Genomic DNA, 17084 nt, shown 5'->3' on the forward strand with positions numbered 1-17084 from the left:
AAAGAAACTCCAAATGACTCTCTGCAAAATACAATAATACGACAAAATAACGTTATAAGAATATCACAACAATTAAAATACAGCATTATGTCAAACATCGTAAAACAAATAACTGACCTTATCGGTCAGACTCCACTTGTACAACTTAACAAGTTTTCAACAGCCAACGGACTCGGCAATCCCATCATTGCCAAGGTAGAATCTTTCAATCCCGGCGGCAGTGTAAAAGACCGTATAGCCTTCGCCATGATTGAAGATGCCGAGAAGAAAGGTATCTTGAAACCCGGTGCAACCATCATCGAACCAACCAGTGGAAACACCGGTGTGGGCTTGGCATTGGTATCTGCCGTGAAAGGATACAAACTTATCCTCACCATGCCCGAAACGATGAGTGTGGAACGTCGCAACCTCGTGAAGGCTTACGGCGCCAAAGTAGAACTCACCAGTGGCAAGGATGGTATGAAAGGAGCTATCAAGAGAGCCGAGGAACTGCGCGATTCAATAGAGGGAGCTGTAATTCTTGGCCAGTTCATCAATCCTGCCAACCCACAGAAACATTATGAGACGACGGGTGAAGAGATTTGGAATCAGACCGACGGAAAGGTGGATATATTCGTAGCCGGCGTGGGAACAGGCGGTACTATATCGGGTATTGGCAAGCGATTGAAGGAACATAATCCCAACGTCAAGGTGATAGCCGTAGAACCAACAGACTCTCCGGTACTGAGCGGAGGTGCTCCCGGCCCTCATAAGATTCAAGGTATAGGTGCCGGTTTCATCCCAGATACCTACAACGCCGCAGTCATTGACGAGGTGTTCCAAGTGGAAAACGACAACGCTATCCGCACCGGAAGACAGCTAGCACAGCAAGACGGTCTGCTCGTAGGAATCTCTTCGGGAGCCGCTGCCTATGCTGCCGCACAAATAGCCAAGCGTCCAGAGAATGCAGGTAAGACCATCGTAGCCCTGTTACCAGACACGGGAGAGCGCTATTTATCGACCGTTCTCTACGCTTTCGAGGAATATCCTCTATAAGAAAAAACATTCAGAGACTTTTATAATAAAAGCGAGTACCTATTGACAGGGCTCGCTTTTTTTTCGTATCTTTGCTTATCCTAAAAATGGATATAACTTTGATACACCTATTATAATATGATACAGATACACCAAGCAAGCCCCGATATGGCACCACAGATAGCTCCACTCATCATGGAAGCAATGAATACTGAATGTTGTCAATACTTTGCGGGACCGGAACATACACTCGATGATTTCAGAGAAATGATGATTTCGCTCATCCGACGAGACGATAGTCAATACAGTTATCGCAACGCGCTGGTGGCTGTTACAGCTCAAGAGGAAATCATTGGAGTTTGTATTACATACGATGGTGGACAACTCCACTCGTTAAGAAAGGCTTTTATACAAGCGGCGAAAGATGCTTTTGGTCGCGATTTCAGTAATATGGACGATGAGACAGAATCTGGCGAGCTCTATATTGACAGCCTCTGTGTGCGACAAGAATATCGCGGTCAAGGTATAGCCACCCTACTATTAAAGGCCGCTATCGACCGAGCCAAGAGTTTGGAGATACCTTTGGTGGGACTATTGGTAGACAAAGGAAATCCCCATGCAGAACATCTTTACAAGCGAGTGGGATTCCAATACGCTAACGATTCAGCATGGGGAGGTCATCAGATGAGACATCTGACTTTCCGAGTATCCCCGAAAGGATAACTCGGAGCGATATTCTTTAGATAGGAGTTACAAGAATAAAGGTGCGAAGCAACCAATAAGAGAAGATTCCAGCAATATATCCTGCGAATGCAATCCATGAGATATGCTTCATATACCAGCCAAAAGTAATTTTCTCTAACCCCATGACAACGACCCCGGCTGCACTTCCAATGATGAGCATTGAGCCTCCAACACCAGCACAGTAAGCCAACAACTGCCAGAAGATACCATCAATAGCCATATCACCTGTAGGTGTTACAGGGTACATACCCATACATCCTGCCACTAAAGGCACATTGTCTACGATACTTGAAAGCACACCTATAATACCCGTTACAGCGTAATGGTTGCCATCGAATGCCACATTCAAACCTTTTCCCAAAGCCGTTAGAACGCCTATTTCTTCCAAACATGCAACGGCCATGAGGATACCTAAGAAGAACAAAATGGTCGACATATCAATACGACTCAACAAATTGGTGACACGTTTTTGCATTCCTTCATGTCCGGAACCCAGCTTACGATAAAATACTTCGGTTGTTGTCCACAGCACACCGAGTACCAACAGGATGCCCACAAAGGGAGGGAGATCTGTCAGATAACGGAAGATGGGAACAAATACCAAGCCACCTACACCGATGATGAAAATCATCTTGCGCTGCGAGCTATTGAAGTCGAGCACCTCATAATCAGACTTCACCTTGGCATCAGTGTCTTCCAACTGCCCTTTCAACATAATTTGTAACAACAAAGCAGGAACTATCACCGATACAACGGACGGTATGAAAACTTCCGAGATAACCCCTAATGCAGTGATAACTCCCTTGTTCCACAGCATAATCGTAGTGACATCGCCTATTGGAGAGAACGCTCCACCAGAGTTAGCAGCGATGATAACCAACGAAGCATATATCATTCTGTCTTTCTTGTTATGCACTAACTTGCGCAAAATCATAATCATAACGATGCTCGTCGTGAGGTTATCGAGGATTGCGGAAAGGAAAAATGTCATCACAACGATCTTCCATAGCAACCCACGTTTGGTCTTTGAGCGTAGTTTATCGCGCACAAAATTAAAACCACCGTTTTGATCTACAATCTCTACAATGGTCATGGCACCCATCAAAAAGAAGAGAGTTGTGGACGTACTACCTAGATGATGCTCGATAGCAGTGCCTACAGCGTCTATCAATGCTTGCCCACTAAGACCGGTAATGTAACTTCCCGGATCGAGCATAAAGAGTGTCCAACAAGCTACAAACATCAATAATGCGATGGCAGCCTTATTTACTTTTGCTACGCTTTCAATGGCTATGAAGAAATAACCTATAACGAACGTAATGACAATTGCAATGGTTAATGTTGTCATGATATCTGTTTAAAATTCGATTGCAAACTTAATAAATAACATGGAAATAAGAAAATAAAACCTTATTTTTACTTCAAAAATAGATAAAAGATTATTCGATGCCGAATATGCGCTTCACATTGGCATTGGTTTGGATGGCAACCTGCTCCTCGGAAACACCATAACTAATAGCCAATTGTTGCAATACAAGCTTCACAAAAGCACTTTCATTGCGCTCTCCACGATGCGGAACGGGTGCCATATAAGGGCTGTCGGTTTCTAAAACGATTCTATCCAAAGGCACCATTGCAGGCAAATCTTCGCGCAGATGACTACTTTTAAAGGTCAGCACACCACCAATTCCAAGCACGAATTTATCGAACTGTAACAGTTGTTCAGCCTCTTTGGCGTTGCCGGTGAAGCAATGGAACACGCCACCAGGCAGTTCTTTGTCGTATTTCTTCAACAGATTCACCATCTCGTTTTGTGCCTTTCGACAATGAATCATCAATGGTAAGCGATATTCTATCGACCATTTCACCTGCTCTTCGAAGCATTCCAACTGCTCCATTTCATAATCGCGAGTCCAATAATAATCCAATCCCACCTCGCCAACAGCAATGAAAGGATGGGGTTGGGAAAGGCGTTTCTTCATCTCGCTGAGCACCTCTCGCCAGTCGGTCTTCACTTCTTCGGGATGCAATCCTATCATAGGATAAGCGAAACCGGGATACGATTGGCACACCGCCAACACCGTATCGACCGACTTTAAGTCTATTGCGGGAATGAAAACTTTGGATACTCCAGTCGCTTGAGCACGTTGCATCACAGCCGAAAGATCTTCTTTGAACTCCTCACCATCCAAATGTGTATGGGTATCTATAAATGTATAAGCCATAAATTAATAAAGATGTTCCTCGTGACGACGATAATAATACACTACTCCTAACTTCCTACACGCGACATATCTCACTTCTGGTGGCTCGTTCTCATAATGCTTCTCTATCTGATTCCATAAGTCTAGAAGCACTTCATCCACCTTCGGACGAAGCTCTTTCAAGCGTTCTCGTGCCTCTTGCGTGCGAGCTTGAGCTTGCTGTTGACGCTCATAGACATCACGATAAATATCATAATGCGTGGCCACCATGCCTATCGTTGGATTATAGATAGGCCGTCCACCAGCCTTGATACGCGCTTTTTCGCCTTCAATCACCTTACTTCCCCATGTGATAAGATTATCACCAGTCTTCATATCGGGCAGAGATGACGTATCTACAGACAGTCCATAGAGTAGCAATCGTTGCCGTTTTATTTCTCCACGTTCCACTGACATAAGCAATACCTGTACAAAATGACTCAGATACATGAAAGCCTTGCGTTGCACCTTATCCACTTTTGCCGTCTGACGAGTTTGCGCTTGGAAGCACAGCTGATACTGCGAGTTGGCCGTCAACAACTGTTCGTACATCGTCTGTGAATCATTGATGGTCTTCCAATCAACGAAGCGATTGCGCACAGTGTATATATCATTGCAGTCCAACAAGGTCTTCAATGCTTTTAGGCGGGCTGTATCGGTTTTCGGCAAACGTCTGTAGGGCATATCACAAACTCTGTTTTAACTTTGACGCTTCATCATTCTACGAGCGTAAGCCGCCAATTCTGCCTTGCGTTCAGCCGGTACTTTCACGGCTTCCAAGTATTTCTCGCTCTGTGAAAAATAGTATTCTATCTTCTCAAGTGCCAACTTATCGATGCCCATTTCATTGTATAGTTGGGTCACGGCAGCCACTTTCTCCTTCTTATCAAACTCTTTTGCTTTCACCCATTTAGTGAGTTCGGCATGCTGGCGAGCATCCGCTTTGTTGAAAGCATTAATCAACATATAAGTTTTCTTATTGCTTATAATGTCTCCACCAATCGCTTTACCGAACACTTCAGGGTCTCCGTACACATCCAAGAAGTCGTCTTGCAACTGGAATGCCAACCCTATTTGCTCACCGAAGCGATACAGATTGTCGGCATCTTCGGCCGAAGCATCTGCCAAAATAGCTCCTATCTTCATCGCACAAGCCAACAACACGCTCGTCTTCAAGCGTATCATTTCAATATATTCGGCTTCCGTGACGTCGTTACGAGTCTCAAAATCCATATCGTACTGCTGTCCCTCGCCTATCTCCAAAGCCGTTTCAGTGAACAGGTCAAGTACCTCTTTCAAATGCTTCTCGCCACATTGAAGCATGTGTTCATAAGCCAAGACAAGCATAGAGTCGCCCGAAAGGATGGCAGCATTCGCACTCCAACGCTTATGAACAGTCTCTTTGCCACGACGAACTTCGGCCTCATCCATCAAATCATCATGCAATAACGTATAGTTATGGTATGTTTCCAGTGCACAAGCCGAGGAAAGTATGTCTTCCGGATGGTCTTTATAAAGATTGTAAGCCAACAGCATGAGCGTGGGACGGATACGCTTTCCACCAATGGAAAGAACATATTTCACGGGGTCGTAGAGCACTGTGGGCTTTCTATCATACGGCAATTGGTCTAAATAGGTATTGACTTTTGCCAATATCTCGTCTGCTGTTAATATCATATCTTGAGTTGTTTGGTTCATGTGAATAGTATTCTTTTATTTCTATAGGTTAAAGTTGATGGGTATGGCAAACATGGTTCGACAAGGTTTATTATACATAATACCGGGCTTCCACTTCGGCATCATTCCCACCACACGCAGTGCTTCGCGGTCAAGCAAGGGATGTACAGATTTGTCTATATGCGCATCAGCAATCGAACCATCCTTGTTGATGATGAACGAAACGACCACCTTACCTTGTATTCTAGCCTGTTGAGCCGACACAGGATATTTCAAATTCCGCGTCAACCACTTCATAAACTCCACCATGCCACCCGGATATTCAGGCAATTGCTGTACGATTCGAAAGCTCACCGGCTCATCGTTCTGGCTCAAAGCCACTACCGTGGGCGGTGTTTGAGTCTCTGTCTCGTCGCTTTTTACCTGTGCTCCGGCTGCATTGGCATCTTGTTCGGCCTCACCCGTATTAGGATTGAGCCTATCGGGAACCTCCGTCACATGTTCAACAGGCTTCACCCGATTGGTCACACTACGTGAGACCTGTGTCGGAACTGCCGAAATCATATCTTGACGGTCTATGCCCGACATCAACTCCAAGTCGTCTTGGGCATCATCATCTATCAAACTCTTGGCACTATCCGTGTTTGTCGTGGCGGTATATTCCAATGCTACGAAGCACACAGACAGCACCAATACGAGTCCGATGAGGAACATTGTAAGACGTTTGTCCTCCAAATTGGCCTTATATGATTTCTTTTCTTCCAAAGCGACTAGTCGTCATAACGCTGTGGGGCGAGGTACTTCGCATGCTGTTAGGTTTCCTATTGGTAGTCTTGCTAAGCAGTATGGCAATAATATCCACCTTTCAACGTTACAATACTGATTAAACAACGCAAAGTTACTTCTTATATTTGGAAAAGCAGTATCTTTGCCAAATAATTAGGAAAAAAATCAATGAAAAGAGTCGCTTTCGCTTTTTTACTCAGCATCGCAGCCTTTCAAGCCTTTGCACAAGAGAGCTTGACGGGGTACAACTTCCTCCGACTGCCCGTCGGCGCACATGCTGCTGCCCTCGGTGGAGACAACATCTCCATCATCGAAGACGACGAATCGTTCATTTTCAGCAATCCCGCTTTACTTTCATCGGTCACCGATAAGACCATCAACTTCAATTTTATGAGTTACATGTCGGGCGTCAATACGTCCTCGGCTGCCTTCAATCGCAATATTGGCGAGCGTGCCTCATGGGCCGTTTCAGGGCAATATATCGACTACGGGAAGATGAAACAGGTAGACGAGAACAACATCCAGACTGGTGAATTCGGCGCACGAGACATCGCCATGACCGGATATTTCTCTTATATGTTGACCGATCGGATAGCCGGTGGCATCGCTGCCAAGTTCATTACATCGTACATCGGCGACTACAACTCGATAGCCATGGGTGTAGACTTGGGCCTCAATTACTACGATAGCGACCGAGACTGGTCGGCATCATTCGTGGTTAAAAACCTTGGCGGACAGCTGAAAGCCTACGATAACATCTACGAACACATGCCCATCGACGTGCAATTGGGCGTAAGCAAGCGATTCCTCAACGCACCACTGCGTCTCTCTGCCACACTCGTAGACCTGAACCATTGGGACTACAAACTCCTTTATCATGCCGTGATGGGTGCCGAATTGCTTCTCAGTGACAATATTTGGGTGGGTGCCGGCTACAATTTCAGACGTGCCAACGAGATGAAAATCATCAACACCAAACGCGAGGAAAGCAGTCATGGAGCCGGTTGGAGTCTAGGCGCAGGTCTTAATTTGGAACGCTTCAAGCTCAATTTGGCCTATGGCAAATATCATGTGAGCAGCAATTCTATCACGATAAACGTGGCTTACAGCTTATAAATCATCAAGCAATCAATTACTCGAACTATCGAATAAAATAAAAAACAATGAATAAAATCACCATCGCCATTGACGGTTTTTCATCTTGCGGCAAAAGTACCATGGCCAAGAATCTGGCCAAAGAGATAGGTTATATCTATGTAGATACGGGTGCTATGTACCGAGCCGTCACGCTTTTTGCCCTTCGCAATGGCCTTTTTGCAACCGACGGAAGCATCGATACGGCACATTTGGAGCAACTGATGCCTCAAATCAACATCTCTTTTAAATTCAATCAAGCCACCGGTGCACCCGATACATATCTCAACGGTGAACTGGTAGAGCGCGACATCCGCACCATTGAGGTGAGTAGCCACGTCAGTCCCATCGCAGCTATTCCCTTCGTGCGCCAAGCTCTCGTGGCTCAACAGCAGAAAATGGGACAGGAGAAAGGCATCGTAATGGACGGACGCGACATCGGTACCACCGTATTTCCGGATGCAGAACTCAAGATTTTCGTCACAGCTTCGGCCGAAGTACGTGCCCAACGTCGCTTCGACGAGTTGAAACAAAAAGGTATGCCTGTCGATTTCGATGAGATACTCCGTAATGTTCAGGAGCGCGACTACATTGATTCGCACCGCGAAGTAAGTCCGCTGCGCAAGGCCGACGACGCTATCGAACTGGACAACAGCCACATGACCATAGCCGAACAGCAGGCATGGCTGCTCAAAGCATACCAATCGAAGGTGTAAAAAATATCATTCTTCACTCTAAAATTCCGACTTCCCCCTTTAAAGGAAATCGGGATGAGGCTGCTGCAAGGTCGAGACAGCATTACTGCCTAGCCTTTTCAGCATCGCTGTCTAGCCGAGACAGCAAGATTGCTGCGGCCTTGCAGACAGCTGGTTTACAAGTTTACGAGTTGACAAGTAGACAAGATTACTTCTGCATTTACGTCTAAATACCGTACAAGGAGCATTGTGCTAAATTGTCTGTAAGTCTTTGATATGTTCCGTCTTTTTCGTAAATTTGCAGACAATCATTATCAAAGAGGATTATGAGGAGAGTGTTCCATCAGCGTCTCACGCCTATCTCAGTCTGTTCCATCATCATCTTTGCATTGTTGGCTTTTTATTTTTTCTGGCTCAAAATGCCCATTCCGGGATTTCTTACAGCCATTGCCATCGTGCTGATGACCGAACGTTTGCTCCACACTGTCTACATTTTCGACATGCAGGGAGTCGATGACGTGTTGCAAATAAATCATGGGCGTTTTTCAAAAACCATCACCATAAGGGTGAGTGAAGTCGTGCGTGTCACACAAATGACTTCAGCTTTTGGCTTATCACACTACTTATTGCTAGAATATGGGAACGGTCACCTGACCAGTTTACAACCCGACAACGAGGAAACTTTCCGAAACGAACTGAACAAGAGACTAAAACAACATGACGAAATTCAATAGAAAAGCTGTCGGAAAGTTATTTCTGCTTTTCATAACATTTGCTGCTTGCCTGCCCCTACAGGCACAGACAGATGACCACAACACCGAAAACGACGAACTATCCAGCGCCACCGACTCCACTGCTTTTGCGAGTTTGGACAAAGACTCTATAGCATTGCCGTGGCCACAATACGTACAACACCATCTAGACATACTGCTACAAAGCGACATGCTGAAGACTTCGCAACTAGGATTGATGGTATATGACCTTACAGCCGACTCCGTACTCTACCGCTATAACGAGCGCCAAACCATGCGGCCAGCCAGCACAATGAAGGTCATCACGGCCATTACGGCCATCGACAAGCTCGGTGGAGACTACCGTTTTCGCACCGAACTGTGCTATACAGGCAACATAGAGAACCGCACATTGACCGGAGACGTTTACTGTGTGGGCGGTTTGGACCCGCGATTCGGTACCGATGACCTGAAAGCATTTGTGGAAAGCCTGCACAAGATGGGTGTAGACACTATCCGAGGGCACCTCTATGCCGACCAGTCTATGAAGACACGAGACATCTACGGAGAGGGTTGGTGCTGGGACGATGATAACCCCAACCTCACTCCCCTGCTCCTTTCGCGCAAAGACCAGTTCATGGACAGGTTTGTAAGAGAACTACGTGCCGACAGTATTGTGGTAGATGCATTCGTGGCAACAGCCAAACGACCAGCAGGAGCCTACTGTATCTGCACGCGATTCCACACTATCGACCAGATATTGATGCGCATGCTCAAAGAGAGTGACAACCTCTATGCCGAATCAATGTTCTACCAATTGTCGGCATTCATGGGCGAACAACCGGCCACAGCCAAAGGTTCGCGCAACGTCATCAGGCGATTGGTGTCGAAGATTGGGCTCAACCCAGCCGACTATTACTTTGCCGACGGTTCGGGACTATCACTCTATAACTATGTATCGGCCGAACTGGAGACGATGTTGTTGAGCTATGCTTTCCACAACAACAATATCTTTATCCACCTGAACAAGGCACTACCTATAGCCGGGCTCGACGGTACGCTGCGCTCACGCATGAAAGGTACGTACACCAAAGAGAACGTCATAGCCAAGACCGGCACCGTGAAAGGCGTCAGTAGTTTAGCCGGTTACTGCACAGCTTACAATGGGCATCGGCTTTGTTTCGCTATCTTGAATCAAGGAATATTAAGTCATCGCAAGGCTAGAGCGTTCCAAGACCGCATTTGTTCGATACTTTGTAACCCCAATTAAAAAACCTGCCACCTTATGGAAACAATCCGTATCTTCGTAGAGTCACTCATCCAACTAACTGGAATAACGGGCAGTGCCGTACCCATCGTGCGCCACATAGCCCTCGTTATCGTAGCTGTCTTGCTTGCATGGAGCTGCGGTCATTTGGGGCGACACCTCCTTATCCCCCTAATTCATAAGATAACAGCTCATACAGCAGCACAATGGGACGACCAAATATTCAATGATCGAGTACTTCGTTCGGCCTGTCGTATCATCCCGGCATTGGTCATCAGATGGCTGTTGCCCATGGTTTTCTACCAATTCCCCATCGTACGAGACATCTTGGAACGTCTCACCGACATCTATATCACGATTATGTCGGTGCGCATGGTAACGGCTTTACTCACCAGTGTACAACAGTTGAACACAGCACATAGTAGTAGTGCCCGCCAATACTTGCAATCATTCTGTGGCGTACTGAAGATTATTGTCATCTTCATTGCCGTGATTATCGTGGCAGCAATTATCCTCGACAAGAATCCGAGCACTTTGTTTGCCGGTTTGGGAGCCACTTCGGCCATCCTGATGCTGGTGTTTAAAGATACGATAGAGGGACTTGTAGCCGGTATTCGGCTCACAAGCAACGAGATGTTGCATAAAGGTGAATGGATTACAGTGGCTTCGGCAGGTGCCGACGGAACGGTGGACGAAATGACATTGACCACTGTCAAAGTGAGAAACTTCGACAATAGCATCACCACCGTGTCGCCATTGACACTTGTCAATGGGTCGTTTCAGAACTGGAAAACCATGCAAGAAGGAGCCGGGAGACGTGTGAAGCGCAAGCTCTTCTTCGATTTTCGCAGTATCAAGATAGCAGATGAAACGCTGAAAGAGCATCTTCGACAGCACCATTTAGTTACCGAAGAACAGTTGAAAGACGAAAATGTGGTGAACTTGACACTTTTCCGAGCATACATGGAAAAGATGTTAAGCGAATCAAAAGAGGTAAACGCGGACATGACATTGATGGTTAGGCAACTGGAACCAACAGTATCGGGCTTGCCCATAGAGTTTTATTTCTTTATCGCTACGACGGTTTGGACCGATTTCGAGCATGCCCAAGCCGACCTTATGGAACGCATTTATGCCCTCGTACCGGAATTTGGGCTCAAGGTTTATCAGCAATATCCCATGCAATAGTTACACCTATTATATATAGGTTAGGGTTGGATGGGCTTCCATTCGTCCAATCGAGAGACGATACTATCGCCGGTCTTCAGGACAAAGAACGTGGGATGAACAATGTGGTCGTAGTCTGCATTACCGTTAACTCGCAAATGGCGAGCCTTACTGAAAACCAATGTATCACGACGAGAAGGATAACTGACGAGCTGGAGTAGCTCATGAGTAGAACCGAAACCGATATAATAGAGGCCTACACTATCCCTGACAACCACCTTCTTCTTGGCCGTCTTAGCTTGAGCGATGCTCGTATCGGCCGGCTCAAACAGACTGGCCGCTACCGTATCACCCATATTTTCCTCTCGATGCAACTGTCTACAAGAAGTCGTAAGAACCGTGGCTGCCATGAAAAAGCTTAATAGTGCGAAAGTGTATTTTCTCATATCTGTATTTGGTTTCGTATCTACAAAAGTACGAAAAAAGAAAATTACTCTTCAGACATTGTCCATAAAATCTGAAAATAACTAAAAAGAAAGCGAATGGCGACGCTCGTTTGGTAGTTTCTTACTACCTTTACAGACAGAACCAAACAACTATATTATATCATGAAAGAAGAAACTCTTAACCAGATTATTTCTCATTTTGAACTCAAAGGAACGGTCGAAAAGATTGCTCCGTTAGGCAACGGACTCATCAACGACACCTATAAGGTGACGACAGAGGAGGCAGATTGTCCCGATTATGTGTTACAGCATATCAATAATGCCGTGTTCCAAGACGTGGAACTGTTGCAACACAACATAGAAACGGTGACCGGTCATATCCGTGCAAAACTCGAAAAAACAGGTGCAGACGATATTGATCGTAAGGTATTGACATTCGTAAAAGCCGACAACGGCAATACTTATACACAGGATGAAGAGGGTCGTTATTGGCGCGTGATGGTGTTTATACCTCGCGCAAAGACTTTCGAAGCCGTGACACCCGACTATGCTTACTTTGCTGGTAAGGCTTTCGGAGAGTTCGAGAGTATGCTGACCGACCTCCCCGAACAACTCGGTGAGACCATACCCGACTTCCATAACATGGAATTACGTATTCGTCAGTTGCGCGAAGCAGTCGCTGCCAACCCGGCAGGAAGACTGGCAGAGGTACAAGAGATAGTAGACGAGCTTGAAGCTAACGCCGATACCATGTGTCAGGCAGAGCGTCTTTATCGCGAAGGGAAGTTGCCTAAACGCATTTGTCACTGCGATACAAAGGTCAACAACATGATGTTCGACGAAGAAGGACGCGTACTCTGTGTCATCGACCTCGACACTGTAATGCCTAGTTTTGTATTCTCCGACTACGGTGACTTCCTACGTACAAGTGCCAACAAGACCGCCGAGGACGATCCAAACTTGGAAAACGTGGCGTTCGACGAGGAAGTGTTCAAGGCTTTCACACGTGGTTATTTGGAATCGGCCAGCGTATTCTTGACACCGTTGGAAATCGAGTTATTGCCTTATGCTGTGGCTCTCTTCCCCTATATGCAGTGCGTTCGCTTCTTAGCCGACTACATCAACGGCGATACTTATTACAAGATTAAGTATCCGACACATAATCTTGACCGCACTCGAAACCAATTGAAACTCTATCATTGTGTAGTTGAAAAGACTCCGATGATGAAGAATTTCATTGCCGGTTTGACAACTAAATAAGTTGATTCAGCTATCATGAGGGTATCCGCAATGCCCTCTAAATAAACAATCCTGCCTCTAGTCGGTATAGACAGAAGCAGGATTGTTCCTTTTAATGTATGTCGGAAAAATACGAGATTATACGTATGTCTCCAAGAACTTGATAGTTCCGCTCACTTTGACAGTCTTCGTTGTAGCCGGAACGAGGATGCTTTCGCCCTCTGTAAAGCTGAGTTCGTTGCCTTCATCATCTTTAATAGTACCCTCACCTTTGATTCCTATCAGAATAACAAAGCTGTCCAACTCGCTATAATCCAATGTCATGGGCTCGTTCAAGTCGTACACTGCCGTATTGAAATAGGGACAATGAACAAGACTTACCCCTTGATTCTTCATCGGAGTATAGGCTGTACGATAATCAGGCTCTACATGATAGTCGATGCTTTCAGCCGCTTCCTTGGTGTGTAACTGGCGCTCATTGCCATTCTTATCCTTACGTTTGAAGTCGTAGATACGATAGGTTACATCGCTAGTTTGCTGAATTTCGGCTAAGAAACAACCTGTACCGATACTATGGATACGACCAGCTGGCAAGAAGAAGCAATCCCCTTCCTTCACATTATACTCACACAGGGCATCTGTGATGGTATCGTTAGCCACCATTTCTTTGTATTCTTCAGGGGTAATCTCCTTGCTAAGACCACTGCGAAGCTTTGCATCGGGCGCACTATCCATAATGTACCACATCTCGGTTTTGCCACGATTGCCACGTCCTTGGCGCTGTGCTATCTCATCAGTGGGATGCACTTGGATAGACAATTGGTCGCGTGCATCTATGAATTTAATCAAGAGTGGGAACTCATTGCCAAAACGGCGATAGTTATCCTCGCCCACCAACTCGCCTTTCAGCGTCTCAACGACGGCATTCAAGCTTTTTCCTGCAAACTCACCGTCGCTTACAATGGTCTCATTATCCTTGACTCCGGATATCTCCCAACTCTCACCTACGTTGTCGAGATGTTCGTTGAGATGTTTGAATGGGATGATTTTATCACCACCCCATAGTGTTGTTTTCAGTAATGCGTTAAACTTTAATGGTTTCATATGTTTACTCCTTATATATAATAGTTACTTTAAACATTAGTTCCTACGCCAAAATTCGGGTGTAAAAATGACGAGGACAGTGAATATTTCCAATCGACCGATAAGCATCATGAGCGAACACTCCCACTTTGCCAAGTCGGGTAACATGCTCCAAGACATCGTCGGACCAATCTCGGTACCCAATGTTGGTCCCACATTACCGATACTACTCAGGGTTATAGTGATAGCATTGGTATTGTCAATGCCCATCACTATCATCGAAAACGAAATGAAGATGCACAGCAAAAGGTACACGGTGAGAAACGAAAGTAACGTCACTCGCGGTTGTAAAGGTACATTCACACCGTCCACTTTCATCGGTAACACGGCATTGGGATGCAATATTTGGCGGAATTCATTGCGCACAATCTTGAGCAACATCGTTCCTCTGATACACTTCAAACCACCACTTGTCGACCCCGAACAGGCTCCCAAAGACATGCAAACAGCCAATATCACCCACGTAACATGCGGCCATTTGCTTGCATCATCATTGAAAAGACCGGTCGTAGTAATGAAAGACACCACTTGAAAGATACCACTCCGGAACGCATGTTCTACATCATAATGATTGTGTAGCATCAATTCAAACATGATAAAACCTGCAAATGCCAATACAATAAAGAGGTAAAAGCGGAACTCACTGCTCTTAAACAACTGCTTAACCTTAAACTTCATGATGGCAGCATAGAGCAATGTAAAGTTCACTCCAGACAAGAATGTAAAGAGCGTACAACTATATTCCAAACTCGGAGAGTGGAAAAAACCAATACTCTCATTGTGTGTAGCGAAGCCGCCTGTAGCCGTCGTAGTCATCGAATAGTTAATACTGTCGAACCATCCCATACCACAAGCATAATAAGAAGCTATACATCCGGCTGTAATAATCAGGTAAATAACCCATATCCACTTTGCACTGGTGGAGAGACGAGGATGAAGTTTAGACTTGATAGGCCCCGTAGCTTCGGCCGCAAAAACCTTAACCGACCCGCCAACAAGCGACGGTAAGAGGGCTATTGTAAAGAAAACAATGCCCAAACCGCCTATCCACTGAGTCAACGAACGCCAAAAGAGGAGTCCATGTGGCAGTGCTTCTACATCGTCTATGATGGTAGCACCGGTCGTTGTGAACCCCGACATACACTCAAAATAAGCATCAGTAAAGCTTGTAAGGTATCCACTAATCAGAAACGGAGTCGTACCGAAAAAGCTAAAGACTACCCACGACAGTGTCACCACAAGGTAAGCATCTCGCCGAGACAATGAATTGTCTGATTTACGACCAAAGAATTTCAGTATCAAACCAGCTAACGAGGTGATAATAATGCTTACCAAAAAGGCCATGGAGTCGTCTTCATGATAGCCAAAAGCCACTCCCATGCAACACAGCATAAGTGCTACTTCAATGAAAAGTAGCGATCCTAATACCTTATATATAGTCTTCCAATCAATCATTAATTGAATAGATTCTCTATCTTTTTCATGTTTACATTATGGCAGAACACCATCACTGAGTCGCCAGCCTCAATCATTGTATTACCCGAAACAAGGATTCCTACACCTTTTCTAACCAGTCCTCCGATGGTAACACCATTGGGTAAGCCAAGGTCTTTCACAGGTTTGCGAGTCACCTTCGCCCCCTCTTGTGGGATAAACTCGGCCACATCGGCATTCGCAGTCATCAAAAACCGCACATTATGCACATTGGCATCGAGCATCATTTGGTAGATGTGGCTGGCCGCAATGGCCTGTTTATTGATGATAGTACCTATATCCAAGCTCTCAGCCATACGTACATAGTCGATGTTTTCGACCATGGCCACCGTCTTACGTACTCCCATTCGTTTGGCAGTAAGACAAGCTAATATATTAGTTTCAGCATTACCAGTCAACGCAACAAACGCTTGTGTGCTCCTGAGACCTTCATCTTGTAGCAGCGGAATGTCTCTTCCATCGCCATTAATCACCAGTGTACTGTCGTTATCAAGCAGGTTGTTCAATTGTTCACAGCGTGCTTCGTCTATCTCAATAATCTTGGCGTTCATGTATTCGGGCATGGTTTTCACCGCACGTACAGCCGTACGACCGCCTCCCATAATCATTACATCTCGCACATCTACGTAATGTTCCTTGCCCACAACCTTGCGCACATAGGGTATATATTGCTTGGTTGTCATGAAATATGCCATATCGTAGAGCTTCAACACGTCGTTACCGCTAGGAATAATCGTCTCGTCATCGCGTTTAATAGCCACCACATGATATGGATCATCGGGTCCACAAATATCCTTTAAAGGCTGATTGAGCACCTCACATGTCTCACGTAGCTTGATACCGAGCATCACGAGCGCACCTCCATGTACATCCCAACGCTGTCTGACCCACGACATTTTCAACCCATTGTTAATATCTTGCGCTGCCAGCATTTCGGGATAGATAATCGAACTGATACCAAGTCCATTGAAGAAGCCTTGCAATTCAGGGTCTACATATTCGTAGTTATCAACTTTTGCTACTGTTTTCTTCGTGCCTAAAGCCTTGGCCAACGTACAACTCGTCACATTTCGACTCTCGTCATCGGTCACAGCTATAAAGAGGTCAGCACTACTTACACCGGCTTCTTTGAGTGCTTTGATGCTTGTACACGACTCGTTCAAAGTCATCAAATCATAATCCGAGCTGATATTCTCCAGCTTTTCCTGATCCTCATCTATCAAGATAATATCTTGATTGTTACGCGAAAGAAACTTAGCCAAATAAGTTCCAATGGTACAAGCACCGGCAATGATTATCTTCAT

General features: G+C 45.6%; 17 protein-coding genes. 8 read left to right on the top strand and 9 right to left on the bottom strand.

Annotated features, from left to right (window positions below; genetic code table 11):
- The first annotated feature begins 87 nt into the window (after positions 1-87).
- The gene (cysK, locus tag AC1EK4_RS00445; protein ID WP_036897471.1) at positions 88-1035 is read left to right on the top strand and encodes a cysteine synthase A; all 948 of its coding nucleotides are present in this window, start codon (positions 88-90) and stop codon (positions 1033-1035) included.
- 117 nt (positions 1036-1152) lie between these two features.
- Positions 1153-1737, top strand: a complete 585-nt coding sequence (locus AC1EK4_RS00450; protein ID WP_062435560.1) for a GNAT family N-acetyltransferase — start codon at positions 1153-1155, stop codon at positions 1735-1737.
- Positions 1738-1753: 16 nt separating this feature from the next.
- Here AC1EK4_RS00450 and nhaD read toward each other — a convergent pair whose 3' ends face one another.
- The 5 genes from nhaD to AC1EK4_RS00475 form a co-directional block, all read right to left on the bottom strand.
- A complete protein-coding gene (gene nhaD / locus AC1EK4_RS00455) occupies positions 1754-3106 on the bottom strand; it encodes a sodium:proton antiporter NhaD (protein ID WP_480356584.1) in 1353 nt (450 codons plus the stop codon).
- Positions 3107-3197: 91 nt separating this feature from the next.
- Positions 3198-3983 carry a TatD family hydrolase gene (locus tag AC1EK4_RS00460; protein WP_036897462.1) on the bottom strand — a complete coding sequence of 262 codons (786 nt, stop codon included), beginning with the start codon at positions 3981-3983 and terminating at the stop codon, positions 3198-3200.
- Positions 3984-3986: 3 nt separating this feature from the next.
- Complete coding sequence (locus tag AC1EK4_RS00465; protein ID WP_036897460.1) at positions 3987-4685, bottom strand: hypothetical protein; 699 nt, start codon at positions 4683-4685, stop codon at positions 3987-3989.
- A gap of 15 nt (positions 4686-4700) precedes the next feature.
- Positions 4701-5675 (bottom strand): polyprenyl synthetase family protein, encoded by a 975-nt coding sequence (locus AC1EK4_RS00470; protein WP_197421768.1) that lies wholly within the window; start codon positions 5673-5675, stop codon positions 4701-4703.
- Positions 5676-5720: 45 nt separating this feature from the next.
- Positions 5721-6443: an energy transducer TonB gene (locus AC1EK4_RS00475; RefSeq protein WP_480356587.1), complete on the bottom strand. Its 723-nt coding sequence runs from the start codon at positions 6441-6443 to the stop codon at positions 5721-5723.
- Positions 6444-6632: 189 nt separating this feature from the next.
- Here AC1EK4_RS00475 and porQ point away from each other — a divergent pair, with 189 nt between their 5' ends.
- From porQ to AC1EK4_RS00500, 5 genes are all read left to right on the top strand, one after another.
- Positions 6633-7580 (top strand): type IX secretion system protein PorQ, encoded by a 948-nt coding sequence (gene porQ / locus AC1EK4_RS00480; protein ID WP_036897455.1) that lies wholly within the window; start codon positions 6633-6635, stop codon positions 7578-7580.
- 47 nt (positions 7581-7627) lie between these two features.
- Entirely contained in the window at positions 7628-8314 is a 687-nt protein-coding gene (cmk, locus tag AC1EK4_RS00485) for a (d)CMP kinase (RefSeq protein WP_480356589.1), read from the top strand.
- A gap of 305 nt (positions 8315-8619) precedes the next feature.
- Complete coding sequence (locus tag AC1EK4_RS00490) at positions 8620-9027, top strand: PH domain-containing protein (RefSeq protein ID WP_036897449.1); 408 nt, start codon at positions 8620-8622, stop codon at positions 9025-9027.
- Positions 9011-10294 carry a D-alanyl-D-alanine carboxypeptidase/D-alanyl-D-alanine endopeptidase gene (dacB, locus tag AC1EK4_RS00495; protein WP_480356590.1) on the top strand — a complete coding sequence of 428 codons (1284 nt, stop codon included), beginning with the start codon at positions 9011-9013 and terminating at the stop codon, positions 10292-10294. Before AC1EK4_RS00490 ends, dacB begins: the two co-directional genes overlap by 17 nt.
- A 15-nt stretch (positions 10295-10309) precedes the next feature.
- A complete protein-coding gene (locus tag AC1EK4_RS00500) occupies positions 10310-11479 on the top strand; it encodes a mechanosensitive ion channel family protein (protein WP_036897443.1) in 1170 nt (389 codons plus the stop codon).
- A 20-nt stretch (positions 11480-11499) separates the two neighbouring features.
- On the opposite strand, the gene AC1EK4_RS00505 is transcribed toward AC1EK4_RS00500, so the two are convergent.
- Positions 11500-11904: a hypothetical protein gene (locus tag AC1EK4_RS00505; RefSeq protein ID WP_036897440.1), complete on the bottom strand. Its 405-nt coding sequence runs from the start codon at positions 11902-11904 to the stop codon at positions 11500-11502.
- Positions 11905-12066: 162 nt separating this feature from the next.
- Between AC1EK4_RS00505 and AC1EK4_RS00510 the strand changes: the two genes are divergently transcribed.
- The gene (locus AC1EK4_RS00510; protein ID WP_036897437.1) at positions 12067-13164 is read left to right on the top strand and encodes a phosphotransferase enzyme family protein; all 1098 of its coding nucleotides are present in this window, start codon (positions 12067-12069) and stop codon (positions 13162-13164) included.
- A gap of 117 nt (positions 13165-13281) precedes the next feature.
- Here the strand turns inward: AC1EK4_RS00510 and AC1EK4_RS00515 are convergent, their stop codons facing one another.
- Genes AC1EK4_RS00515 through trkA form a run of 3 tightly spaced genes read right to left on the bottom strand, consistent with a single transcriptional unit; the run spans position 13282 to position 17084 of the window.
- Entirely contained in the window at positions 13282-14247 is a 966-nt protein-coding gene (locus AC1EK4_RS00515) for a type I phosphomannose isomerase catalytic subunit (RefSeq protein ID WP_036897434.1), read from the bottom strand.
- Between the two features lie 36 nt (positions 14248-14283).
- A complete protein-coding gene (locus AC1EK4_RS00520) occupies positions 14284-15741 on the bottom strand; it encodes a TrkH family potassium uptake protein (protein WP_036897430.1) in 1458 nt (485 codons plus the stop codon).
- Positions 15741-17084 carry a Trk system potassium transporter TrkA gene (gene trkA, locus AC1EK4_RS00525; RefSeq protein WP_480356593.1) on the bottom strand — a complete coding sequence of 448 codons (1344 nt, stop codon included), beginning with the start codon at positions 17082-17084 and terminating at the stop codon, positions 15741-15743. Before trkA ends, AC1EK4_RS00520 begins: the two co-directional genes overlap by 1 nt.

The sequence above is a fragment of the Prevotella sp. C0026C3 genome (genome assembly GCF_056590795.1).

Excerpts from the sequence above, each read along its gene's own strand:
- cysK (WP_036897471.1), top strand. The coding sequence starts at position 88 with ATGTCAAACATCGTAAAACAAATAACTGACCTTATCGGTCAGACTCCA.
- AC1EK4_RS00450 (WP_062435560.1), top strand. The coding sequence starts at position 1,153 with ATGATACAGATACACCAAGCAAGCCCCGATATGGCACCACAGATAGCT.
- nhaD (WP_480356584.1), bottom strand. The coding sequence starts at position 3,106 with ATGACAACATTAACCATTGCAATTGTCATTACGTTCGTTATAGGTTAT.
- AC1EK4_RS00460 (WP_036897462.1), bottom strand. The coding sequence starts at position 3,983 with ATGGCTTATACATTTATAGATACCCATACACATTTGGATGGTGAGGAG.
- AC1EK4_RS00465 (WP_036897460.1), bottom strand. The coding sequence starts at position 4,685 with ATGCCCTACAGACGTTTGCCGAAAACCGATACAGCCCGCCTAAAAGCA.
- porQ (WP_036897455.1), top strand. The coding sequence starts at position 6,633 with ATGAAAAGAGTCGCTTTCGCTTTTTTACTCAGCATCGCAGCCTTTCAA.
- cmk (WP_480356589.1), top strand. The coding sequence starts at position 7,628 with ATGAATAAAATCACCATCGCCATTGACGGTTTTTCATCTTGCGGCAAA.
- AC1EK4_RS00490 (WP_036897449.1), top strand. The coding sequence starts at position 8,620 with ATGAGGAGAGTGTTCCATCAGCGTCTCACGCCTATCTCAGTCTGTTCC.
- dacB (WP_480356590.1), top strand. The coding sequence starts at position 9,011 with ATGACGAAATTCAATAGAAAAGCTGTCGGAAAGTTATTTCTGCTTTTC.
- AC1EK4_RS00500 (WP_036897443.1), top strand. The coding sequence starts at position 10,310 with ATGGAAACAATCCGTATCTTCGTAGAGTCACTCATCCAACTAACTGGA.
- AC1EK4_RS00505 (WP_036897440.1), bottom strand. The coding sequence starts at position 11,904 with ATGAGAAAATACACTTTCGCACTATTAAGCTTTTTCATGGCAGCCACG.
- AC1EK4_RS00510 (WP_036897437.1), top strand. The coding sequence starts at position 12,067 with ATGAAAGAAGAAACTCTTAACCAGATTATTTCTCATTTTGAACTCAAA.
- AC1EK4_RS00515 (WP_036897434.1), bottom strand. The coding sequence starts at position 14,247 with ATGAAACCATTAAAGTTTAACGCATTACTGAAAACAACACTATGGGGT.
- AC1EK4_RS00520 (WP_036897430.1), bottom strand. The coding sequence starts at position 15,741 with ATGATTGATTGGAAGACTATATATAAGGTATTAGGATCGCTACTTTTC.
- trkA (WP_480356593.1), bottom strand. The coding sequence starts at position 17,084 with ATGAAGATAATCATTGCCGGTGCTTGTACCATTGGAACTTATTTGGCT.